Annotated in this window: 24 protein-coding genes and 3 pseudogenes; 7 read left to right on the top strand and 20 right to left on the bottom strand. The window is 68.2% G+C overall.

Features of this window, described 5'->3' with window-relative positions:
• Positions 1–128 precede the first annotated feature (128 nt).
• The 14 genes and pseudogenes from AC1RDS_RS13800 to AC1RDS_RS13735 all read right to left on the bottom strand — a co-directional run.
• The gene (locus AC1RDS_RS13800; protein ID WP_059400396.1) at positions 129–590 is read right to left on the bottom strand and encodes a hypothetical protein; all 462 of its coding nucleotides are present in this window, start codon (positions 588–590) and stop codon (positions 129–131) included.
• Between the two features lie 154 nt (positions 591–744).
• Positions 745–1,269 (bottom strand): hypothetical protein, encoded by a 525-nt coding sequence (locus tag AC1RDS_RS13795; RefSeq protein WP_059400397.1) that lies wholly within the window; start codon positions 1,267–1,269, stop codon positions 745–747.
• Positions 1,259–2,017: an apurinic/apyrimidinic endonuclease family protein gene (locus tag AC1RDS_RS13790; RefSeq protein ID WP_059400398.1), complete on the bottom strand. Its 759-nt coding sequence runs from the start codon at positions 2,015–2,017 to the stop codon at positions 1,259–1,261. The genes AC1RDS_RS13795 and AC1RDS_RS13790 overlap by 11 nt, the downstream gene beginning before the upstream one ends.
• Complete coding sequence (locus AC1RDS_RS13785; protein ID WP_059400399.1) at positions 2,014–2,466, bottom strand: DUF6878 family protein; 453 nt, start codon at positions 2,464–2,466, stop codon at positions 2,014–2,016. The genes AC1RDS_RS13790 and AC1RDS_RS13785 overlap by 4 nt, the downstream gene beginning before the upstream one ends.
• Before the next feature lie 200 nt (positions 2,467–2,666).
• Positions 2,667–2,963 carry a hypothetical protein gene (locus tag AC1RDS_RS13780; RefSeq protein ID WP_059400400.1) on the bottom strand — a complete coding sequence of 99 codons (297 nt, stop codon included), beginning with the start codon at positions 2,961–2,963 and terminating at the stop codon, positions 2,667–2,669.
• Positions 2,960–3,418, bottom strand: coding sequence for a hypothetical protein (locus AC1RDS_RS13775; RefSeq protein WP_059400401.1), 459 nt, complete (start codon positions 3,416–3,418; stop codon positions 2,960–2,962). The genes AC1RDS_RS13780 and AC1RDS_RS13775 overlap by 4 nt, the downstream gene beginning before the upstream one ends.
• 88 nt (positions 3,419–3,506) lie before the next feature.
• Positions 3,507–4,178: a hypothetical protein gene (locus AC1RDS_RS13770; RefSeq protein ID WP_059400402.1), complete on the bottom strand. Its 672-nt coding sequence runs from the start codon at positions 4,176–4,178 to the stop codon at positions 3,507–3,509.
• Positions 4,179–4,265: 87 nt separating this feature from the next.
• Complete coding sequence (locus AC1RDS_RS13765) at positions 4,266–4,934, bottom strand: hypothetical protein (protein ID WP_492227105.1); 669 nt, start codon at positions 4,932–4,934, stop codon at positions 4,266–4,268.
• 382 nt (positions 4,935–5,316) lie between these two features.
• Positions 5,317–5,646: a hypothetical protein gene (locus AC1RDS_RS13760; RefSeq protein ID WP_059400404.1), complete on the bottom strand. Its 330-nt coding sequence runs from the start codon at positions 5,644–5,646 to the stop codon at positions 5,317–5,319.
• Positions 5,643–5,948 (bottom strand): DUF5983 family protein, encoded by a 306-nt coding sequence (locus AC1RDS_RS13755; protein WP_059400405.1) that lies wholly within the window; start codon positions 5,946–5,948, stop codon positions 5,643–5,645. Before AC1RDS_RS13755 ends, AC1RDS_RS13760 begins: the two co-directional genes overlap by 4 nt.
• A gap of 548 nt (positions 5,949–6,496) precedes the next feature.
• Positions 6,497–6,841: a hypothetical protein gene (locus tag AC1RDS_RS13750; protein ID WP_059400406.1), complete on the bottom strand. Its 345-nt coding sequence runs from the start codon at positions 6,839–6,841 to the stop codon at positions 6,497–6,499.
• 59 nt (positions 6,842–6,900) lie between these two features.
• The gene (locus AC1RDS_RS13745; protein WP_059400407.1) at positions 6,901–7,362 is read right to left on the bottom strand and encodes a hypothetical protein; all 462 of its coding nucleotides are present in this window, start codon (positions 7,360–7,362) and stop codon (positions 6,901–6,903) included.
• A 1-nt stretch (position 7,363) separates the two neighbouring features.
• The gene (locus tag AC1RDS_RS13740; protein ID WP_059400408.1) at positions 7,364–7,645 is read right to left on the bottom strand and encodes a hypothetical protein; all 282 of its coding nucleotides are present in this window, start codon (positions 7,643–7,645) and stop codon (positions 7,364–7,366) included.
• A 260-nt stretch (positions 7,646–7,905) separates the two neighbouring features.
• Positions 7,906–8,322: pseudogene (locus AC1RDS_RS13735) on the bottom strand (error-prone DNA polymerase); the annotation flags it as partial.
• Positions 8,323–8,803: 481 nt separating this feature from the next.
• Between AC1RDS_RS13735 and AC1RDS_RS13730 the strand changes: the two are divergent.
• The 5 genes from AC1RDS_RS13730 (at position 8,804) to AC1RDS_RS13710 (ending at position 13,472) form a co-directional block, all read left to right on the top strand.
• On the top strand, positions 8,804–9,514 hold the full coding sequence (locus AC1RDS_RS13730; protein WP_059400410.1) for a hypothetical protein: 711 nt from the start codon (positions 8,804–8,806) through the stop codon (positions 9,512–9,514).
• Positions 9,515–9,791: 277 nt separating this feature from the next.
• Positions 9,792–11,105: a hypothetical protein gene (locus AC1RDS_RS13725; protein WP_059400411.1), complete on the top strand. Its 1,314-nt coding sequence runs from the start codon at positions 9,792–9,794 to the stop codon at positions 11,103–11,105.
• A 202-nt stretch (positions 11,106–11,307) separates the two neighbouring features.
• On the top strand, positions 11,308–12,099 hold the full coding sequence (locus AC1RDS_RS13720) for a hypothetical protein (protein ID WP_059400412.1): 792 nt from the start codon (positions 11,308–11,310) through the stop codon (positions 12,097–12,099).
• Between the two features lie 9 nt (positions 12,100–12,108).
• Complete coding sequence (locus tag AC1RDS_RS13715) at positions 12,109–12,933, top strand: hypothetical protein (RefSeq protein ID WP_242455313.1); 825 nt, start codon at positions 12,109–12,111, stop codon at positions 12,931–12,933.
• 140 nt (positions 12,934–13,073) lie between these two features.
• Positions 13,074–13,472 carry a hypothetical protein gene (locus AC1RDS_RS13710; protein ID WP_492227104.1) on the top strand — a complete coding sequence of 133 codons (399 nt, stop codon included), beginning with the start codon at positions 13,074–13,076 and terminating at the stop codon, positions 13,470–13,472.
• Positions 13,473–13,629: 157 nt separating this feature from the next.
• Here AC1RDS_RS13710 and AC1RDS_RS13705 read toward each other — a convergent pair.
• The 5 genes and pseudogenes from AC1RDS_RS13705 to AC1RDS_RS13685 form a co-directional block, all read right to left on the bottom strand.
• Positions 13,630–13,743, bottom strand: a pseudogene (locus AC1RDS_RS13705) (IS5/IS1182 family transposase); the annotation flags it as partial.
• Between the two features lie 107 nt (positions 13,744–13,850).
• Positions 13,851–14,177, bottom strand: a pseudogene (locus AC1RDS_RS13700) (HU family DNA-binding protein); the annotation flags it as partial.
• A 55-nt stretch (positions 14,178–14,232) separates the two neighbouring features.
• Positions 14,233–14,913 carry a DNA/RNA non-specific endonuclease gene (locus tag AC1RDS_RS13695; protein ID WP_260669001.1) on the bottom strand — a complete coding sequence of 227 codons (681 nt, stop codon included), beginning with the start codon at positions 14,911–14,913 and terminating at the stop codon, positions 14,233–14,235.
• 411 nt (positions 14,914–15,324) lie between these two features.
• A complete protein-coding gene (locus AC1RDS_RS13690; protein WP_082759142.1) occupies positions 15,325–15,774 on the bottom strand; it encodes an HNH endonuclease in 450 nt (149 codons plus the stop codon).
• Between the two features lie 188 nt (positions 15,775–15,962).
• On the bottom strand, positions 15,963–16,661 hold the full coding sequence (locus AC1RDS_RS13685) for an SOS response-associated peptidase (protein ID WP_066786906.1): 699 nt from the start codon (positions 16,659–16,661) through the stop codon (positions 15,963–15,965).
• A 36-nt stretch (positions 16,662–16,697) separates the two neighbouring features.
• Here AC1RDS_RS13685 and AC1RDS_RS13680 point away from each other — a divergent pair, with 36 nt between their 5' ends.
• The gene (locus tag AC1RDS_RS13680; RefSeq protein WP_057228325.1) at positions 16,698–17,144 is read left to right on the top strand and encodes a LexA family protein; all 447 of its coding nucleotides are present in this window, start codon (positions 16,698–16,700) and stop codon (positions 17,142–17,144) included.
• 20 nt (positions 17,145–17,164) lie between these two features.
• The gene (locus AC1RDS_RS13675; RefSeq protein WP_260668950.1) at positions 17,165–18,463 is read left to right on the top strand and encodes a Y-family DNA polymerase; all 1,299 of its coding nucleotides are present in this window, start codon (positions 17,165–17,167) and stop codon (positions 18,461–18,463) included.
• Positions 18,464–18,774: 311 nt separating this feature from the next.
• Here AC1RDS_RS13675 and AC1RDS_RS13670 read toward each other — a convergent pair whose 3' ends face one another.
• Positions 18,775–19,875, bottom strand: coding sequence for an MBL fold metallo-hydrolase (locus AC1RDS_RS13670; protein WP_066788307.1), 1,101 nt, complete (start codon positions 19,873–19,875; stop codon positions 18,775–18,777).
• Positions 19,876–19,906: the final 31 nt, after the last annotated feature.

The following is a 19,906-nucleotide window of genomic DNA, read 5'->3' as shown; positions in this document are numbered from 1 at the left end:
GGGACAAACCGGCCGCCTCCGCGTCGAAGAGGCAGGCGCTCCGGAGGAAGCCTGCCTGGTGGCTCATGGGAACATGCCGCCTGGGTGATGCCCGGCGGCGCAGCGCCCCGCCGCTCGCGTGCTCCGGGCTACAGCGGGAACGCCGCGAGCAGCTCGGCGAAACTCAGTTGCGTGGGCAGCGCCGGAGCCTCATCCCGGCGGTACTGCTCGGGCACCTCCTGCGGCAGCATCTCGCCGCGTTGCACGGCGCGCTGGAGCAGGTCGTGCCGCTCGATCCAGAGCAGTTCATAGCGCGCGATCGCGTCCCATTCGGCCGGGGTGTTGCCCTCGACCTCGTAGGCGTGGTCGCAGGCGCGGGCATCGGTGTCGTCGTAGCGGACGCAGACCTCGCGGTAGGCGCCGAAATCGTGCGGAAAGCTCCGCACTGTGAACCGGGCCGGCACGTCGTCGGCCAGCGGGTACAGGCGCTCCAGCATGCGCAGGAACACCCGGCACTCGCGCCGCGAGCGCTCGTCGTAGTCGGCCCGGCCGACCTGGGCGCAGGCCTCCTCGCAGGGCGAGGGGCCGATGGTCATCAACTGGTAGGTCATGGGATATCTCCGAAAGAAGTGGCGGGCCGCCGGCCGGCATCGGCGACGGCGGCCCGGAGGTAAGGGCGCATTCCGGCCGGGCGGCCGGAATGCGCGCAGCAGGGGAGGGCGAGGACGCACTGAAGGCGCCGTCGCTGCCCCCGCCTTGCCCGGCTTACGTCAATCCCCAGGCCGCGCAGGCGAGGTCTCCGTCGAAGGGGCAGTGCTCAAGCAGCGTGGCGATGGCCGCGCGCTCCAGCGACACGGTGAGCGTGTCGAACCCCTCGGGATACTTGGCAAGACCGGTGTAGAGGTCGAATTCGCCGTCTTCCAGCGCTTCCTCGACGAGGCTGCTGGCGGCATCGAGGTCGAACTCACCATCCGGGAACGCCTCCTCTGGTCCGTTCAGCCCAGGAACCGCGCGGACCGCCGAGGCCTGGCACCGGATGCAGCGGTAGAAGCCCCCGCTGTCGTCGTACTCGGATGTGACCTCGAACGACAGCGTGACGGCGTCGAGCCAGGCGTGCTGGAGGAAGAGCGCCGCCAGCGTGGCGCCCGCCCAGCTGCGGTCGAGCCGCTCGCGATCGGCATGCGCCGCCCGGTAGCGGGCTTCGGCCCCGATGCCGGCGGCATTGAGCGCCACGGCGCCGTCGGCGCCCGCGAGGTAGGCGGGCTGCTCTTCTGTGGATTCAGTGGACATGGGTGTTCCTCGTTCTGCGGTGGTTTCCCTCTGAGAACACCACCGCGCTGGGTTGGATGTGGATCAGCAGCGGGTACCACCAGGACGGCACGGTGCAGACCTGGTGCCAGTCGCCGCGGCCGTCGTTGTCGCTGACGTGGACCTCGATGCAGCGCTCGCAGGCGAGCATCTCGGCCACGAACGTCGGCTCATGGCGTCCGGTGGCAGTCGCCAGGATGTGCAGGTGCGACAGATCGAGCGCGTAGGGCACGCCCGACTCGAACACCGCCCGGTATTCGGACCAGCTCGAGACCAGCCACGTGTCGCCCGGCGTGGGGTAGTGGCCCTCGATGCCGACCGGGCAGCCGAACAGGTCGGCGCAGCGGCGCGCGTGCTCCAGCGCCATGGACAGCGTCGCTTGCGCGCGCCGGCCGGCGTGCGCCGTGTACGCGGGCGCCCCGAGCCTGCGGCTGATGCGCGCCGCCTGGACGAACCAATCGGCGTGCAGCGTGAAGCCGCTGAGGTCGGCGAAGCGGCGGTCCGCGAGGACATGTACGTTGGCGTGCAGCCGGAAGCGTGTGCGCGGATGGGCCATGCGCAGCGCGTCGGCCCGGTCCTCGGTCAGGCAGCCCGTCGATTGCGGCACCAGCTGGACGTGCTCGGCCGACAGCGGTCCGAATAGCGGTTCGCCGATCGGAGCGTGCAGGAGCGCCGCGGCCGCTTCGTGGCGCATCCCCGGCCAGCAGGCCAGCGAGACATGCGCCTTCACAGCCGGACCTCCTGGTAGTCGGAGTCGGTAAAGTACGCCCGGTGCTCGATGACCACGCTGCCATCGGCCGTGTCGAAGACGACCTCGCCCGAGGCGCCGTCGCCGTTCTCCCAGCCGCCGAAGTGCTCGTCGACAAGCTCCATGGCGACGTCCGTGATGGCGTCGTCCAGGGGCCAGTCCTTCAGCGTCACCGTCATCTGCCAGGTGCCGCCGGACCATTCGCAGGTCTCCCTGTACTGGAGGACCTCGGGAATGGGCTCCAGCGTCCTGCCGTCCGGCAACTCGTATTGGACGCCTTCCGGGCCGCCGTTGTCGCCGGAGCCGGTGTAGCTGGCCACCGCGCGCGCGACGCCGTCGGCGCGCAGCGCGTCGAAGATCGCCGCCCGGTTGGCGGCGATGCGCTGCGGTGCGGAGAGCGGGGCGCTCTCCCGTTGCTCGTTGTCTTGCATGTCGTTTCCTCGAATGAAGGGGGCGCACGCGTTCCTCTCGGGACGGCGGCGCCCCAGGGGGTCATTGAAAGAGCCCGCCCTGACGGCGGGCTCGCTGTGGCGGCGCCTCGGGGCGAGGCGCCGTGATGGGGGCGCGCCAGTGGCGCGAGCGCGGACGCGGCCGGGTGTCCCGGCTGTCCGCTTTTCGCACCGTGGCGCGGCTAGGGCCGGCTCGGCGGCTGCGGTGTGCCCAGCAATCCGGCGAGCAGCGCGTCGTCCCTGGAAGGCCCGCCGCTGCCGGCGGGCAGCCGCGCGACGGTGTATCCCTGGGCGCGAAGCTGGCGGATGACCTCCGGCGCGTGGTGCGAGAACACCTTGCCGGTGCCCTCGGTGTGCGCAGTCAGCACGCGCCAGGCGTCCTCGCCGGCCTTCGTGTTCGGCAGGAACAACGTGAACAGCCCGTCGTCGCGCCAGCCGAGGTCGGGTGGGCCCGCCGCGGGCTTCGGACCGCGGCTCATCGCCGGTCCCGCGCCGCGGGCGCTTCCGTGAAGGCGACGACCCATTCCTCGGCGCCGTCGTTCACGTGGCAGGCGATGGCGAAGCGCCGCTGGCGCTCCGTCACACACTCGGGAAAGTGCGCGATGAGGTGCGCCACGCAGCGCACGTCCCAGTGATCGATGAGGCGGTGGCCACGGCGCCGCACGTGCAGCAGCCACTGCGACCAGTCGGTCCGGCCGGCCAGCGCCTGCGATCGGGCCCGCTGCCCCAGGGGCGAGCGTTGCGCGCTCTCTGCCGCGAGCGCCCTCAGCACCGCGCGTTCCTCGGCTTCCAGCAGCGTGTAGGGAATGAGCATGCGCACGGCGCGGCCGCCATCGAAGCCGACCGCGCCGTGCGAGGGATCGCAACGGGCGATCCGCTGGTCCAGCGCGCACTTGGCGCGCTCCTTGAGCGTCTCGAAAGGGATCTCGTACATGGTGTCTCCAGGCCGCCGCCCGCCAAGGGGGTGGTGGCATCGGGAAGAAGGGAAGGCGGGACGGCCCGTCAGGGCCGCCGTTGCCGCCTCACTGAAAAATCCGCGGCTCCACGGTCTCGCCGCACATGAAGGCGAGGTAGGCGCCAGCCCGGCCCGCGTCGGAAAACGCGGCGGCGACGGTGCCGCCCTGCAGCACCTGCCAGGCACGCGCTTTCTCCTCGGGGGTGTGGCGCAGCGCCAGCTTCGGCAGGCGGTAGGCGCGGTGCCGGTAGAGGTCGCGGCCGGTGTCCCACTCGACGATGCGCAGCAGGCAATCGGTCAGGATGGACCCGCCGCCGCCGGCGCCCGGCTCGACCAGCAGCGGCACCTTGAGGGTGCCGGTGGAGCGGCCGATGCAGCCGACGACGCCGTGTTCCTCCAGCCAGCACCGGCCGGTGGCGGTGTCGCCGAGCATCAGCCGCACCTTGCGGCCGTCGCGGCGGCAGGCTTCCAGCACGCGCGCCGCCTGAGGATCGGTGCCCGGCCCGAAATACGTACACCCGGCCAGCGGCGAGCGCCCCCAGGCGTGGACAGCCGTGCAGTATCTGGCGTAGCCGGCGAGCGTTCCGTGCTCGCCCTCCGCGAAAGCCAGATCCCGGCGGCCGAGCCGCTCGGCGATCAGGTCGGCATGGCCGCGGGCATTGTCGAAGCCCAGGCAGCTGTAGCCGTCGCCGCTCGGGATGACGTACAGCTGCATATCGGCATTCAGCGTCACATCCATGGTGGATTCCTCCGGTGAAGGCGGAACCCGGCCCTGCGCGGGACGGGCCCCGCGGGGTGGGTGAATGGTGGCGCCGTGGTGCCGGTGTCAGGCGACCAGGCGCGCCGGACGGCGTGCCGCAGGGTCGGCGAACAGGCGCCGCAGCGCCGTGGGATCGCCAGCGGTCAGCGCCGCGCAGGCGTGCTCGACCGCGCTCTCCACCTCGGGCGTGCTGGGCTCGGTCGGCAGGATGCTGGCGAGCACCATGTCCTCGCCGCCGAGGAACCTCAGCTCGCCGTCCGCGGCGTGGTGCAGCACCTGCCACACGGGCCGGGGCTGCGCGCACAGGTGCCCACGCACCAGCTGCGCGGCCTGGGCGAGCGTCTCGGTGAGCTCGACCCGCTCCAGTTCGCCGACGTCATGGCTGTAGAAATGGACCAGGTGGTGGCTCGGCTGCAGCGCCGTGAGCGTGTCCAGCGGCGGGCCGCCGCGGACCACGGGCGCGCCATCCGGCGCCGCCATGGCCAGGGGCGCGGTCTCCACGTGCTGGCAGCGCTCCAGATGGTCGAGCTTGAGCAGCAGCGCATCGGCGTGCGCGCGGTGCTCGTGCGACAGGTGGGTGCGCATCGCGAGGATCTCCTGCGTCATCACGCGCAGCTCTTGAACGATGGCGCGCTCGGCGCGGCGCTCGATGGCGCACAGGATTTCGGTGATGTTGGGCATGGGATGGCCTTTCTGAAAACGAGATGGGCCGCGACCCGCGAGCGGGTACGGCACGTTTGCGCGGACAGGGCCGCTGAGAAGGGGGAGGCGCCGCGCTGGGCGCGGGCGCAGTGGCTGGGGCCGGCGGGGCCGGCAGGCGATCGGCCGCCCGAGGGCGGCGATGCAGAGGGCAGCGGTGCAGTGCACCAGGCGGGTAACGACCGCAACGCCCGAGGTGCTCGGGAACGCACAAGGCGTGCTCGGGCGCGGGCCCGACAAGCGCCTTCAGCATGCCAGGGGCCGCGCAGGCTGGCGAGAGGGCGGCCGCGCTCGCGGCCGGAAACGGCGCCCGCGCGCGCTGATTCAGGGTGGCGGATCAGGCGCCGGGCATGGACGCCGTGGCAGGCGGGGGGATGGGAACGGCACCGGCCCGCGCATGCGGGCCGGTGCCGTCGGATCACCCGGCCGCCAGCACCGTCGGTGGCTGATCGCCGTGGTGCTCGACGACCAGGTTGCCGATGTTGCGGCACTGGTCGAGGAAGATGCTCTCGATCATGCCGACCGGCACCGCGATCCCGAGCGCTTCCAGCCTGTCGGCCACGGTGTTGATGTCGGTCCAGTCGTGGGCCGGATCGTCGAGGCTGGCATAGAGGAACTGCTCGTCCTCCCAGGGCGGCAGGTCGGCATAGAGGACCTGCAGGAACAGCTCGCGCAGCGGCCGGTCGTAGCCCGCCACCACGGTGACCTTGCGGCCGCGGTGCTCCAGATGGGCGATGTGGCGGCTCATGGCGCGTCCTCCGCGCCGTCGAACGCCGGCAGGCCGTCGACGGCTGGCGCATCCGCGTCGAACTTGATCCACACGACCCCGGCGGGCCGCGCGATGCGGAAGATGGCGGCCAGATCGGGCTCCTCCGGCGTCGTGTCCTCGGTGCCCACGTGGACGAAGCCGCCGTAGTCGTTGGGGTACGCGACGATGGACAGCCTGCCTTCGGCGAGCCGCTCGCGTGTCGGGCCGCTGAGGTGGACGATCGAGATCGCCGCCAGGGGCTCCAGGTGGCGCAGCAGGGATCGGGACAGCGCGGTCCTCATGACGCGCCTCCCTGCGCCTTGGGCGCCGGCGTGCGTGGGCCGCGGGCCCGGCGGGCGCGGCGGAAGACCATGCCGCACTGGCGGCAACGGAACCAGGTGCTGCGCCCCAGCGATCCGAGGAGGCAGCCGTCGCCCTGGCAGACAGGGCAGGGCGGGAAGGTGGCATGCGGCATGCTCGCCTCCGCTCAGGACATCGTGGCCGGAGTCCGGCCGTGGACAGGATGGGTCATGGAGTTCTCCTTGCAGATGGGCAGGGAACGCCGCGACCCCAGCGGGAAGCAGCATTCCCGTGGGAAAGAGGGCGCGATGCGCCCGCGGTCTCTGGTGCAGATAACGCCTGCGGCGCCCGGCGTCGGCCGGGAGGGCTTCCGCAGGAAGGCGCGGAAGCAAGGGACCAGCAGATTGTGGGCGGCTCCCGCCGCTGCAGGAAGCCGCCGCCCACCGCTCGCCCGCGCAATGGCCCCCGTAGACGGGGCATTGCGCGTGGCGGCAGCGCTCGGGGGCGCGGCACGCGCAGCGGCCGGGGCGGGGTGGCGTCGGCAGACCGCTCAGGGACCCGACAGCGCCAGCAGCTCGGCATAGAGGGCTTCGGCGGCGCGGGCGGTGCGTGCCTGCGCGCACCGGTCGAACCAGGCGTGGCCTGCGGGCACGCTGAACCGGGCGCCGCCCCCCTGCGCGATGGTCGCCAGCACGCGGCTGACCCGCACGCTGTAGGTGCCGTCGTCGAACACGACGCGCGTGCCGTTCCACCCCAGGCCGAGGGCCTGGTTCATGGCCTCGGCCGTGGCCTGGAAAAGTGCTTCGTGGCTGGCGCCGGGGTTGGCGGCGCGAAGCGCCGTCTCCACCGAGTTCCAGAGATTCATCGCGCCTTCGATGGCGCTGGGAATGGACATGCGGTACTCCTTGCAACGGAAGGCGGCCAGGCGATGCCTGCCCGCCGGTGGATGTGGCTTCAGGGGCGCGGCGTGCCGGGAGGCTTCCCGGGGTCCACGACGCGGGCGTCCGGCCCGAAATGCAGGCCGCTGATCAGGTAGTGCCGGCCGGTGGCCAGTGCGCGCACCTCGATCGCGTTCGGCGTGTGGACGCGGGCGACCTCGCATTCGCCCAGCCGTTGCGTCGCGACGAGGTCTCCGATGCCCAGCGCGCCCTCCCGGGCGAGTCGCACCAGTCGCAGGGTGCCGGGCGGGACGGGCTCGCTCTGGGGCGGCTCGCTGTACGAGCCCAGGAAGCGGCGGCGGCAGATGTGCCGGGCCGATTCGCGGTTCTGCGCATCGACGGCTTCTCCGTAGGTCCTCGCGTAGCCGTCGAGCAATTCGTCGAGCATCGCCTCGGTGCGCAGCTCGGCGCAGGCGTCCAGCCGCTCGATGGCCACCTTGGCCCAGAGGGGGAGGTACCGGTAGGGGGTCGGGCCCATGTCAGTGCTCCGTCGCTGGGGAGGTCTCGTCGACTGGCTCCGCACCCAGGCGGGCCAGCAGGCGGTTCATCTGCGGGATGCCGAAGTCCTGCGGCTCGAAGGGGCGGCCTCCGGGGCACAGGCCTTCGGCCTGGACGCTCTGCAGCGCTTCGAGCTTGTCCGCGCGCAGGCGGTAGAGGGCGTCCACGACGAGCTGCGCGTCGTCGTCGCCGAGGACCTCTTCGAGGTCGGAGGGGTCTCGGTCCGGTGCCGCATCGGCACCGGCATGGTCGGGAGTGGGCATGGTGTTCTCCAGGTGAAAAGGGGAACACCCGCCTCCCCAGGGAAGCGGTGTTCCCAGGGGAGTCGGCGAGCGCGGGTCGCGCTCAGGTCGGGGCAGGTGACGTCTGCGGCGCCCGGCCAGGGCCGGGAGGCGCCTCCTTGAAGGAGACAGCGCGCGAGGTCATTGTGGGCATCGCCGGCGGCACGCGGCGCGGCGCAGCGCGCATGCCCGCGAAACCGCCCCAGTACGCGGGCGGTTCGGGTGGCGATGCGGCGCGGCCTTCAACGGAAATCCCGCGACGTCGTCGCCAGCCGCCCCAGCAGCGGCGTGAGGTCGGCCAGCCGGTGCGCGACGAGGTTCTTCACGTCGCCCTCGCGCTGCCATTTCCCGTACACCGCGGCCAGGCGCGAGCGCAGCACCTCGGGCCGCTGCTTTTCCCGCAGCGACTTCCACACGGTGACCTGCACGTTGCCGGTCTCGGCCTCGAGGCTGACGAAGATGGTGCCGTTGGCCGCCTCCGGCTGCCGGCGCACCGTGCCGATGCCGGCGCAGCGCACGAAACGGCCGTCGGGCACGTCCTCGAGGTCGGCCGCCCTGGCCAACTGGCGCCGGGCCAGGGCAGGGCGCAGCAGCGCCAGCGGGTGGCTGCGCAGCGTCAGGCCGACCGTGGCGTAGTCGTGGCCCAGCTCCCCGCCCTCCCTCCAGCGCTGCGGGCAGTGCCGGTGAGGGTGCTGCGGTGGTCGATCACCTTCCGCACGCCGCGGCGCTCGTCCCGCTGAAACAGTGCGCCGCCGCCGTGACCACCCGGCGTGCATCGCCCGGGCGTGGTGGCGGGCGTCCGCCAGCCGCGAGGCCCTGCGTAAGGATTGAAGGAAGTGGTGGCCAGTGATAGAGTGAACGCGCTTGCGGTGCCATGCACCGGCGTGGGCAAGCTGCCAGCCCGCTGGTCGATCCAGCGAATCGCAGCCCTCAGAGACCACGGACTCCCGCCCGTTGTGCGACCCCGCCGCCCTTCCGATGGACGGCCCGACACCCGACCCGCGGCATCCCTTTCCAGGATGGCCCGTTTCTTTGTGTCCCGCGTGCCTGCGCATGCGGGATCGTCTTACCCTTTCCGCGGGAAGCTGCCACTTCCCCGAAGGGATCGGCGTGGCCCCGCGCGTTCTTCAAGGAGCCACCATGACCCATCCCGAATCGAACCCGGGCGCTTCCGGCACTGAGCCCCGCGAGGTGCCTGCGGGCACAGCACCGCCGTCAGCGGCATGCGCATGCCCCGAGACCGCCGGTAGCCATCGCGCCGCGGCCCTCGCGGCGCTGCGGACCGATGGCCTGGCCATTGGCGAGTGCATCAGGACGCTGGCCGTCCCCAATGACGATCCCTACGTCACTGCGGCCCGCGAGGCCATCCGATGGGACGACGACGTGGAGATCGACGACGAGACGACCACCTCGGTCGGCGACGGCGGCGCCTGGGTCCTGGCGTGGCTGTGGGTCAGCGACCACCAGGCCGGCGTTCTCTCGCACAGCGAGATGCTGGAGGAACTGGCCGAGCACGCGGGCCAGGCCCTCGCCGCCGTCCACGGCCTCGACAAGGAGACCTTCGCGCTGCGCGAGAACCAGCTCCTCTGGCTGGAGGAACTGGTCACCCACCATGCCGAAGAGATCGATGCGATCACGTCGGTACGGCCCACGGCCGAACCCGGCGCCATCCTGTGGGTCGACGAGACGGGGAGCGCCCTGTGGTTCGTTCCTTCCGAGGCGCTGCTGCATCTGCTTGGGCTCGCCAGGAAGGCCGGCCTGGCGCCGAAGCTCGCCGAACATTGCGAGCGCTTCTGCGCGCAGTACGGCAGGACGCTGGACGCGGTTCTGACCGTGATCCCGCTGGGCTGATCCGGTCGGGACAGGCACAGGCGCCGCCGGCGTTGCATCGGCCAATGCCGGATGGCCTCGATTTTTCCGGGCTGGGCTTGCCTGCGTACGCGGCGGCTCGGCCCGCCCTGGCCGGCGCCTGCCGGCCTTCGCTCTGGGCACCGGACCGCCGTGCGCGGACCGGGCGCCAGACCTTCATCGCCGTCCGACGCGCCGATCGGGCGCCGGACATGTTTCAACCCCCGCGGGACGCACTCCCGCAGGGGGCGGCCCCGCGACCTGTTCAATGGGACCGTCAATGAACAAGCACCAAGTCATGGCTCTTTCCAACCTGCGGCCGGAGACGGTCGTTGCCGTGGAAGGAGTTCCGTTCACCAGCCGCGCGCTGGCACTGCCTGGCGTCGAGGCAGCACGCGAGTCGCTGTCCGAAGTCGCCCCCGGCGGCGCGGCCGATGCGGACGAAGGGATCGACGTCAAGGCCGGATGCCGCCTGGAGCCCGACACCGAGGCCCGCATGGTCGTGATGGAGCAATTCATCGTGGCCGGCGGCCTGTGCCACGACGACGATGCCGGGCACTGCAACCCCCTGACCGAAGACCAGGGCAACGGCAGCCTGTACCACCGCGGGCGCCGCGCGCGCCCTGGCGAGGAGGCGTCCTTTTTCGAGGCGCTGGGCCGCGACGGCGAGGGCAACAAGGACCTCGCCGCGGAATGCGTGTCCGACCTCCTGGCCGGACAGGTCTGCGCGTCGATCCGTTCGAACCGTTCGCTGATGGCGACACTCGGCAATCTGCTGCGCAGCCGTGGCCGGGCGGCCGCCAGCTGGGACGCGGTCCTCAAGACGGTCGCGCAGGCCATCCACCAGGAAGGCTGGGCGTACGCGCTGGACTACGTGGCGCAGTGGTTCCTCGACGTGCCGTGGTGGGCCGAGCTGCCGCAGGCCTGGCGCGACAAGCTCAAGGACCTGTCCAGCCTGCTCGACGAGCGCGAGGCCGAGGCCGCGTGGAAGCGCGCCCGCGCCGCGGGCCGCATCGGCAGCCCGCTCGCCGTCCTGCTCGACATCTACGAGCATGGTGGCGTGGTCTACAGCGTCGCGGGTCAGGGCATGCAATGCCCCTGGGACACGACGCGCGGCGGCGCCATCTGGGTGCCGGACCAGCAGGCCGAGGACAACATCCGTTGCAACGTGCTGCGGGCGCTGGGCGGCGGCGAGGTGCGCTGGTTCGGCGCCACCGGCGGCGGGAACGAACCGCCGGTCGTTCGCCATTCCAACGACGGCGGGCACACCTGGGACGGTGACCATGCGACCGAGGCCGGCCCTCTGGCCGCGTGGGCCGACGCGCGCGGCCTGAGCCTCGCGCCGGCCGAGCTCGCGGCCACGCTCGCCGAGGAGGCCACGCGCTACTGCCAGGCCGTGCTGGAGGAATACAACGCCTGGGTCAACGGCGAGGTCTACGGCGTCGTCGTCTACGTGCTAGACCGCGCCACCGGACGGCGCATCGAGGACCGCGACGAGGAATGCTGGGGCTTCATCGGCCATGCGTATGCCGAGGAGACCCTGGAGGACACGGTGCTGTCCACGGTGGTGCGCCTGGGCGCCGCGGCGCACTAGCCGCGCAACGGCTGCCGCGGCCGGCCACTGTCCCATCCGGGGCGTGGCGCCGTGGCACTTCACATCCGTTCAGTCCCGGCGTACGGGCTGGGCACAAAAGGCCGTAGGCGGCAAGGCGCCGCCGCGGCGTCATCGATCACCCCCCGGGGCGCCGTGCCCCTCGGGGGCAGGCCGCCCCTTCACTTCCTGAAGGAGAAATCACATGAGCAACGACATGAGAGATCTTGTCGACAGCCTCCTGGCGTACGCGCTGAGGTACGCCGCCGACGACGGCAAGGCCGCCAGCGCCAGTTGCTGGGACCTGGTCGCCCAGGCGCGGCGCTGCCTGCGCGAGACCGAGCACCAGCGTAGGCCGGGCGAGGACGCAGAGGATGCCGAGGCGAACCGCGGGACGGCGCGCGCGCGAGCGCTGAACGCGCTGCGCCGCGACGGCCTGACCATCGGCGAGTGCCTCCAAGTGCTCGCCGCGCCCGAAGACGACCCGTATGTCTCGGCGGCCCGCGAAGCCACGGCGTCGAACGCGGACATCCGGATCGACGTCCACACGGCCACGGCGCGCGGAGAGGGCGGCGCGTGGGTGCTGTCCTGGCTTTGGATCAGCGACCGCCAAGCCGGGGTGCTTTCGCACAGCCAGATGCTGGAGGAAGTGTGGCGGCGTGCGGGCGACCTGCTCACGGGCGCGCACGGGCTCGATGACGGTACGGCGTGGCTGAGGAACAACCAGGTGCTCTGGCTCGACGCCGTGTGCGCCAGGTTCTCCCGGGAGATCGACGGCGTCGAGGCCGCCCGGCCCGGCGCCGGATGCGGCCCCATCGTGTGGGTCGATGAGCGGCGGCGCGAACTGCGGTTCGTGCCCTCGGAGGCCGTGCTGCAACTGCTGGCGCTGGCGCGCCGGGCGGGGCTCGAGCGCCATGTGGCGGAGCACTGCGAGCGCTTCTGTTCGCTGCACGGCCGCGCGCTGGATGCGTTGCTAGCTTCCGTCCCGCTGCGCTGACGCGGCGCAATGAACAAGGAGATGGACATGCCTCGATATGGCGTTTTTCAAGATGGCGGTCGCTATGACGACCTGGGCACACTCTGCGAGGCGATCGGCCTCGCAGAAGAGTTGATGGGAGGCATCCCGGTCGGCGAGTGCTCGACCTTCACCGTGGAGCGCGACGGCCGACTGCTGGCGAGCGTGACGAACCGCCGCATCACCGGGACCTTCCACAAGGAATACTGGAGCGCAAGGGAGGAGGCGGTGGAGTGCGAAGCGCTCGAGTTCGACGCGACCGGCCACGTGCTACGCATGGCGGGCGGAGAGCTGCGCGCGCTGCGCGACAACCGGGATAGCAGCGACGCGGTGGGGCAGGCGCACGTGGCGTGGAACGGTCCTTTCCGGGTCACCCTCGTGGAATCGGTGTGCGAGTTCTTCGGCGTGGACGACGTGGCGGACATCACCGACGAGGCCCTCGCGTTCGCGCGCTGGCGCTGGTACGAGGAAGCGCCGGTGAAGGCCTGCGTCCATCTGACGGTGGCGCTGCAGGTCCGCGTCGCGGCGGGAGCGAGTCTCGCCGAGTTCGTCGGGCGCCTCGACTGGGGATTCCATTCGCGGACCGTCGGCGTCTCGGTCACCGACGCGGAGATCCTCGGCGCGGAGCAGCCCGGGGACCCGGACGCCGCCGCCTTGTCCGAGGACGAGATCGCTGACTTCCTGTGCCGGCGAATCGAGAACGGTGAGCTGGCCGCCGAGGACATTCCCGTGCGCCTCGCACGGTACGGGCTGATGCAGCCGCTCGCCTTCGTCGAGGAGATGCGGGAGCGCATGGCGTCGGAGAAGGGCGGATAGCCGTCCCTGGCAGGACATCGACGAACCGTGGATCCCCCGCGCAGCTCGGCTGCCGGGGGATCGTCGCGTCCGCAGGCGCCGCCGCGCTTGAAATGAAGGCGGCGCGCGGGAGACTGGACGCGCAAAGGAGCCATCCGGCCATGTCATCCATCCTCAGCTTTCCAGAGCGCGGCCCATGGGGCAACGCGCGCTACCGGGGCAATTGCTCCGGCCATGTCTACCGCGCCTTGTTCGAGATGCTGCGGCCCCGCAGCTTCTGCGATCCCATGGCGGGCAGCGGCACCTCGGTGGAGGTGGCGCGCGAGCTAGGCATCCTCGCCCACGGCCTGGACCTGCGCATGGGCTTCAACGCGCTGCGGCACTCGATCCTGGCCACCATCGGCGGCGAGCCCGTGGACGCCTGCATCTCGCACGTGCCCTATGGCGTTATGGAATGTGTCAACGGTATTTTTGAAATTTTTCCCAAGAAGAATTGCTCAAATACTTCAACCATGGGGTACTCTGGTGTTCTCAACGTCGAATGGATCGCGTTGCTCTAAGGATGTCCTGAATAACTCGGATTCGTGAGTGCTACAAGTCCGATGTTTTCAGATGAGGCGATGGATGCCGTTTTGGCAGCACTTGAGCCTTGTTTTGCGGCCCCATTTCGGGGCGCTTGCACCGCTTTCGCGGCCCCTTGCCTGTTTTCAGGCGCACTCATCCCTGCGCCCCCAGCAATTGGTGGCGCACCATCCACAGATTGGACAGCGCAAACAGCGTCTTGAGCTGCAGCGTGTTCTTCTTCAGCCCCCGGTAGCGCACCTTGGTGTATCTGGTGCACAGCCGGTGTCGCAATCCTTCTGCGCCCCCCAAAAACAAAACCGCCAGCGGCAAGAGCCTGTGGCGGTTTGTTTTGGTAGCGACCGAGAACGCTGTACTTACTTCCCAGCCTTGTCCGCCTTGCGCTTGGCAGCCTTGGGGTCCACCACCGCCTTGAACTTCGCACCCGCCACAAACTTCGGCACCGTGCTCGCAGGGATCTTGAGCGCAGCACCAGTCGATGGGTTCTTGCCCGTGCGTGCTGCACGCTTGGCGGACTTGAAGGTGCCAAAGCCCACCAGCTGAACGGCGTCGCCCTTCTTGACGGCGGTCTGGATGGTGTCGATCAGCGTTTCCAGCACCGCATTGGCTGCGGCCTTGGACAGATCATTCTTGGAAGCCAGGATTTCAACGAGTTCTGCGCGGTTCATGGATGCTCGCGTGTAGAGGTTGGAAAGGACCGATTTATACCGCCGCCCCTGACACGGCTCTTGCTACCACTCAATGCTGCAGTGCACTTCTTGGCAAAAACTCCACTCCGGTTCTCTTCACCAGCTCCTGGTAGCTGATCGGCCGCCCCACCGTCTCGCCCTCGCGATTCTCCTGCCAATGCGCCCAGGCCTTGTTGGTCGTGGCGTCATAGACCAGCTTGTACAGATAGGTCGGCACCTTCACCCCATTGGCCCCAATACGTGGCCCCGCATCCGTGAACACCGGCCCCGTGATCACAAACACATCTCCCTTGGCCCGCTTCACATAGTGCCGCGTGTCCTGCTCGATCTTGTTCCAGGCGCCCCCGTTGTGCTGAGCGTTTTGGGGAACCATGTTCGCCAAGCTGAAGCTTTGCGCCATGGCCGTTGGCGTTGGCATATCTCCTGCAGGGGCCATGTGCCCACGGCTATAGCCTGAGTTTTTGTAATCCTCCAGCTCCGCCCGCTCGCCACTCGGGAGTCGCGCATCTGCAAAGAACCGCTTGGCCCGCTTCTCATCGGCATCCTCGATGAGCCTGCGGTTCAACCGCTGGGCCACAAACACCGGTGTCTTTGTGGCGCCAGAGTGCAGGACCGCAAAGGCTTCATAGCAAAGCTCGCGCAGCTGCGGCCGGGGCGTGATGGCGGGTGGCGCGCCGTTCGCAAAGAACTGCGGACACTGCGCAAAGGAGCTGGGCTCGGGTGTGAGCAGGGCTGTGCTGTCGAACTGCGGAGACCGCGCCCAGGAAAGATTCGGGAGAGCAACGCTGACGAGAGACAGGGCCAGCACAGCTGCCAGGCGCACACGGCCTGGCCAAGAGAGGAAGCGATTCACAGAAGAGGCATTCGAGTCGAATTTGACGGAGCCCGATTGGAGCACCGTTCACCTCTCGCTTCTGGCCCGAATGCTCGGATCCCGCAGGGTTTTACAGCTGCTTGCAGAGATGGAGTCCACTAACAGAGAGGGCCCCCAAAGGGAGCCCGATCTGCCTGCCCGCCCCTGCGATTCAATTAATACTTCCCATGGCAGCAGCACCCGCACCGCGCGAAGTGCCACCGCCATGGAAGTCCCGCAACTGCTTTAATCCAACTCAAACAGTTGGTCTGCCAGATACGCAGGCATTCACAAGCCGCCTTGCGGGAACGCCTGCAGGTTCGTCAGTTTTGCTGAAGTCACGCTTGCCCTTGGTTTTGAAGGCTCGCCCACTCCGTAGGCGTTGGCTCGGAAAGCGGCAGCTATCGCGCTAACTGGGTGCCAACGGCCCTTTTTCATCAAGCTTTGCACCCGTTGCCGATATTTCTGTGGATTTGGCGCATTCTCCTCACGCCCTTTGTGTCGCCGAGTGTTGCACCACCAACATGCAGCAACGATGTTTTGTGCGGAATCGCGCCCTTGATCCTGGCGAGCAGTTAGATGCTCAGCCGTGCAACGAAGGTACTTTTGGAATTTAGGCTTGAGTTCTTTGGGCGTGAACTCAGGCAACGCAGGTTCGATCATTGCCAAACCGCAGTAGAAACAACGGCATTGTTGGATGAGCGCGGACTGGATACGGAGTTTGGCTATCTTGTTCATCTGGCACCAGGGGTAGTGTTGAAGCTACTCCCGTTGCCGATAGCCGGACAGGTCGGGCGCCGGGGCATCGCACCACTCGGCTATGCGCCAGGTAACCCGGACGCGGCCGGGTTCGCGTTAGCCCGGACACCCAATAATTTATATTGCTGCGTCCAGTCGGCGCAAGTACCGGCTGTTGCACGCATGCGTCATGCTGACTCAACAGGTAACTCGACTTGCTGTGCCGGGTCCTTCGCCCGATGCACAAACAGCTCCAGCGGCGGCACTTTGATCAGCGCCTCTGCCTGCTCGATGGTGCCGTGCAGCCAGGTATCCCAATCCCCCTTTTCCAGCGGCACCACCGTGCGCTTGTCCTGCTTGTCGGGCGCGCGCTTGGGGTCAGGCCGGTGCATCAGGTTGAGAACCGGCACGTCGTCGCAGTTCTGCGTGATCATGGTGTAGCTGGGCAGCACCTCACCCGTGGCCGGGTCGGTCCACTCGCTCCACAGGCCCGCCAGGCCCCAGGGCTCGCCATCGGCCCGCTCGAACTGCCAGGGGATGTGCTTCTTGGTCCCCCAGTAGGGTTCGACATACAACTGGGCGGGGATGATGCAGCGCTGCCCCTTGCGCCAAGGACCGCCGTAGGTCCATGACTTGGCCATCCCTTCGCGCCGAGCGTTGACGGTGCTCAGGCGCTTGCCGTCCTTGCCGGTGGGGATGTGTGTTTTGGAGTGCGGCGGGATCATGCCCCACTGGCCCACCACCAGCTCGCGCCCTACCGCCCCCTTTGCCCGCAGGAACGGCCCTCGGTACAGCGGACTCATCTTGTCGCGCCATTCCTCTTCGGGTACGTCGCCAAAGTGCAGCACCAGCTGCTCGCGGCCCGGGACCTCGTAGTAGGTACACATGGCAACATTCTGGCAGCAGGGAGCTATACTGTAAATATGTACAGTCTTTGGAACTCCCCGCTACCCGTGCCGTACGACACGGCGGCGCAGTCGCTGGCCTTGCCCTTGTGCGGGGTGAGCGTGCGCGCGGGGTTTCCATCGCCAGCTGACGATTTCGTGGTGGAGCGGCTGGACATCATGCAGCTGCTGGTGAAGCATCCCCAGGCCACCTACTTCTGGCGCGTGCGTGGCGACTCGATGAGGGACGCGGGCATTGAGGACGGCAGCATCATCGCAGTGGACCGGGCGATCAAGCCCAAGCACAACAGCATCGTCGTGGCCATTGTGGACGGCGAATGCACCGTGAAGTATCTGCACCAGCGTGCCGGCCGGATCAAGCTGCGCGCGGCCAACCCAACCTATCCCGACATCATCCCCCGCGACAGCCAGACCATTGAGGTGTGGGGCGTGGTGAGTGGTTGCGTGAAGCTGTTTCTCACCTGATCTGATGGACGGAGGCCAGCATGTATGCGCTGGTGGATGGCAACAATTTTTACGTGAGCTGCGAGCGGGTGTTCCGCCCCAGCCTGAACGGCCGCCCGGTGGTGGTGCTGAGCAACAACGACGGCTGCGCCATCGCCCGCAGCAATGAGGCCAAAGCCCTGGGAATCAAGATGGGGGCGCCGTGGTTCCAGATACGGCATATGGAAGAGACCCACGGCCTGGTGGCCTTGAGTGCCAACTTCACGCTGTACGGCGACATGAGCAATCGGATGATGAGCCTCGCGGCGGGTCTGGGCCCCTCACAGGAGATCTACAGCATCGATGAGTCGTTCATCGGCCTGCAGGGCATGCGCGGCGACCTGACCACCCGCAGCCACGCCATCCGTGCGCGCATCCACCAATGGGCTGGCATACCTTGCGGGATCGGAATCGGTCACACCAAGACGCTGGCAAAGCTGGCCAACCACATCGCCAAGACGGCCGAGCGCAAACCGGGGAGCTATCCCGCAGAGCTGGCCCAGGTGTGCAACCTGACCGCCCTTCCCGCCCAGGACTTGGACGATGTGTTGGCCAGCACGCTGGTGGAAGAAGTCTGGGGCGTGGGCCGCAAGATCGGCGCGCAGCTGCATCAGTGCGGGGTGCAGACGGTGCTGGACCTGGCTCGGCTGGACCCGGCTATGGTGCGCAGGCGCTGGGGCGTGGTGCTGGAGCGCACCGTGCGGGAGTTGCAGGGCATGCAGTGCATAGAGCTGGATGATGCGCCCGAGCCCAAGAGGGAAATCGCCTGCACCCGGTCATTCGGCCAGGCGGTGACCGAGCTGCCGCCGCTGGTGGAGGCCGTGAGCGAGTTCGCCAGCCGCGCGGCGGAGAAGCTGCGCAAGCAGGGCAGCTTGGCCAGCCAGCTGCTGGTGTTCAGCCACACATCCCCCTTCCGCCCAGGCCCGCGCTTTAACAAGTCTGTGGTGGTGCCCCTGCGCCGGCCTACGGCGGACACCGGCAAGCTGGTGTGGGCGGCTGTTGCTGGCATGCGCCGCATGTACGAGCCTGGCTACAAGATGGCCAAGGCCGGGGTGATGCTGCTGGACCTGGTGCCGGGCAATGTGCTGCAGGGCGAGCTGGATCTGGAGGATGAAGACCACCGGGACCGAACCCAGCTGATGGCGGCGCTGGATGCGCTCAACCAGCGCTATGGCAAAGGCACCGTGCACTCAGGTGCCACGGGCGGCACCAACAAGGGCAAGGGCTGGGGGATGAAGCAGGAGAGGCGCACGCCGCAGTACACGACGCGGTGGGAGGATGTGCCTGTGGCACGGGCCTAAGCGTGAGGGAGCTCCCGCGCTCGAGTCGGCTCTGCAGCGGTTGCGGACGGTGGCAACCGGTGGCCGGACTCACGCTACTCGCCACGAAGCAGTCATTGAACGGACTCCAAACGAGTTCCTAAATCCCGGGGCGGTTCATAGCGGCCGTTTACGAGCAGCCTCCTGGCGACTGCGATGAACGCCGATGCATGCTAAGCATGATGTACGCCCAGTGAGCGTGAGATGAGCATACACAAGAAGCCTCAGCATTCATGCGGATTGCAGGGTGACTTCAGAGCAGACGCCATAGCTATCGCCCCATCGAGACGGGGTCAGTCAAAGTTGGCACGTGGAGAACGTTTGACCTCGGCGACAGCGCCTTCAAGCTTTTTTGAGTGCCACGCGACCCCGTTTTCGTCCATCATGAACTCTACGGTGCCCTGTGCAATGAGAAAGTTCATGCAAGCAACGGCCTCACCTGTTGCCAGGCTCAGTTGCTGCGGATCCTGCTCTCCGATGGCGCGCTTAAAGAGGGCAGCGAACGCATCGACGATCCGTTGAGGTCCGGTAGACAGTGACTGACGCAGCCGCTCCAGAGCACTATTTTGACCCAACCTGAGCGATTCAAGGCGTTCATGCAGTCCATAAAAGGGCTCGTTGTGAGAGGGGAGGACCAACACATCGTTGGGAACATCCCTCATCAGCTTGTCGAGCGCCCCATACCACTCCTTCAGCGGATTGGCCTGTGGCTCGCTGGCGAACACCGACACATTCGACGAAATCTTCGGCAGTACCTGATCGCCGGCGATCAGTAGCTTCAAATCGGGGCAGTACAGAGAAGCATGTTCTGGTGAGTGGCCGCCGGTGGTGATGATCCGCCAGTCATGCTTACCCAACTGGACGTGATCGCCGTCCTGCAAGCGTCGGTAGCTCTCGGGCAGAGCGTGGATATGTTTGCCAAAGCTGCCGAATCGGCTGCGGTAGCTTTCAATGGCTGCCTCCGACCAGCCGGCGCGCCTATTGAAGAGCACGCCGTCGGGCGGGGCCTCGCGGTTAGTGTCGGCATGCATCACGCGGCAGGTCAGGTATTCCAGGCGGCTCATGTGCAGCGGCACACCAACGCGACGCGTGAACCAACCAGCTAGGCCGATGTGGTCGGGGTGCATGTGTGTGGCGTACACGCCTTGGAGCGGCCGTGCCAGCGGCCCCTGCGCCATGAGGGCCAGCCAGTCGGCAACGGTGTCGGGGGTGTTCAGGCCGGTATCTACCAGTACCCAGCCATCATGGGTGTCTATGGCCCATACATTGATGTGGTCGAGCCGGAATGGCATGGACAGCCGGATCCAGCGCACACCAGGGGCGACCTCGACCCAGTGGCGTGGTGTTGGTGGCTCGAATGGGTAGGTCAGTGCATTGGCTGCGGGATCAATCATTACTATCGTTTCATGGGGTGAGCGACGGTGT

Source organism: Acidovorax sp. GW823-FHT02H02 (assembly GCF_058797075.1).
Note: the sequence above shows the minus strand (reverse complement) of the source record. Positions and strands in the feature narration are given on the sequence as shown.

Excerpts from the sequence above, each read along its gene's own strand:
- AC1RDS_RS13785 (WP_059400399.1), bottom strand. The coding sequence starts at position 2,466 with ATGCAAGACAACGAGCAACGGGAGAGCGCCCCGCTCTCCGCACCGCAG.
- AC1RDS_RS13720 (WP_059400412.1), top strand. The coding sequence starts at position 11,308 with ATGAGCAACGACATGAGAGATCTTGTCGACAGCCTCCTGGCGTACGCG.
- AC1RDS_RS13795 (WP_059400397.1), bottom strand. The coding sequence starts at position 1,269 with ATGTCCACTGAATCCACAGAAGAGCAGCCCGCCTACCTCGCGGGCGCC.
- AC1RDS_RS13680 (WP_057228325.1), top strand. The coding sequence starts at position 16,698 with ATGTACAGTCTTTGGAACTCCCCGCTACCCGTGCCGTACGACACGGCG.
- AC1RDS_RS13775 (WP_059400401.1), bottom strand. The coding sequence starts at position 3,418 with ATGTACGAGATCCCTTTCGAGACGCTCAAGGAGCGCGCCAAGTGCGCG.
- AC1RDS_RS13755 (WP_059400405.1), bottom strand. The coding sequence starts at position 5,948 with ATGAGGACCGCGCTGTCCCGATCCCTGCTGCGCCACCTGGAGCCCCTG.
- AC1RDS_RS13725 (WP_059400411.1), top strand. The coding sequence starts at position 9,792 with ATGAACAAGCACCAAGTCATGGCTCTTTCCAACCTGCGGCCGGAGACG.
- AC1RDS_RS13750 (WP_059400406.1), bottom strand. The coding sequence starts at position 6,841 with ATGTCCATTCCCAGCGCCATCGAAGGCGCGATGAATCTCTGGAACTCG.
- AC1RDS_RS13670 (WP_066788307.1), bottom strand. The coding sequence starts at position 19,875 with ATGATTGATCCCGCAGCCAATGCACTGACCTACCCATTCGAGCCACCA.
- AC1RDS_RS13770 (WP_059400402.1), bottom strand. The coding sequence starts at position 4,178 with ATGGATGTGACGCTGAATGCCGATATGCAGCTGTACGTCATCCCGAGC.
- AC1RDS_RS13715 (WP_242455313.1), top strand. The coding sequence starts at position 12,109 with ATGAACAAGGAGATGGACATGCCTCGATATGGCGTTTTTCAAGATGGC.
- AC1RDS_RS13760 (WP_059400404.1), bottom strand. The coding sequence starts at position 5,646 with ATGAGCCGCCACATCGCCCATCTGGAGCACCGCGGCCGCAAGGTCACC.
- AC1RDS_RS13745 (WP_059400407.1), bottom strand. The coding sequence starts at position 7,362 with ATGGGCCCGACCCCCTACCGGTACCTCCCCCTCTGGGCCAAGGTGGCC.
- AC1RDS_RS13710 (WP_492227104.1), top strand. The coding sequence starts at position 13,074 with ATGTCATCCATCCTCAGCTTTCCAGAGCGCGGCCCATGGGGCAACGCG.
- AC1RDS_RS13800 (WP_059400396.1), bottom strand. The coding sequence starts at position 590 with ATGACCTACCAGTTGATGACCATCGGCCCCTCGCCCTGCGAGGAGGCC.
- AC1RDS_RS13685 (WP_066786906.1), bottom strand. The coding sequence starts at position 16,661 with ATGTGTACCTACTACGAGGTCCCGGGCCGCGAGCAGCTGGTGCTGCAC.
- AC1RDS_RS13690 (WP_082759142.1), bottom strand. The coding sequence starts at position 15,774 with ATGAACAAGATAGCCAAACTCCGTATCCAGTCCGCGCTCATCCAACAA.
- AC1RDS_RS13675 (WP_260668950.1), top strand. The coding sequence starts at position 17,165 with ATGTATGCGCTGGTGGATGGCAACAATTTTTACGTGAGCTGCGAGCGG.
- AC1RDS_RS13730 (WP_059400410.1), top strand. The coding sequence starts at position 8,804 with ATGACCCATCCCGAATCGAACCCGGGCGCTTCCGGCACTGAGCCCCGC.
- AC1RDS_RS13740 (WP_059400408.1), bottom strand. The coding sequence starts at position 7,645 with ATGCCCACTCCCGACCATGCCGGTGCCGATGCGGCACCGGACCGAGAC.
- AC1RDS_RS13780 (WP_059400400.1), bottom strand. The coding sequence starts at position 2,963 with ATGAGCCGCGGTCCGAAGCCCGCGGCGGGCCCACCCGACCTCGGCTGG.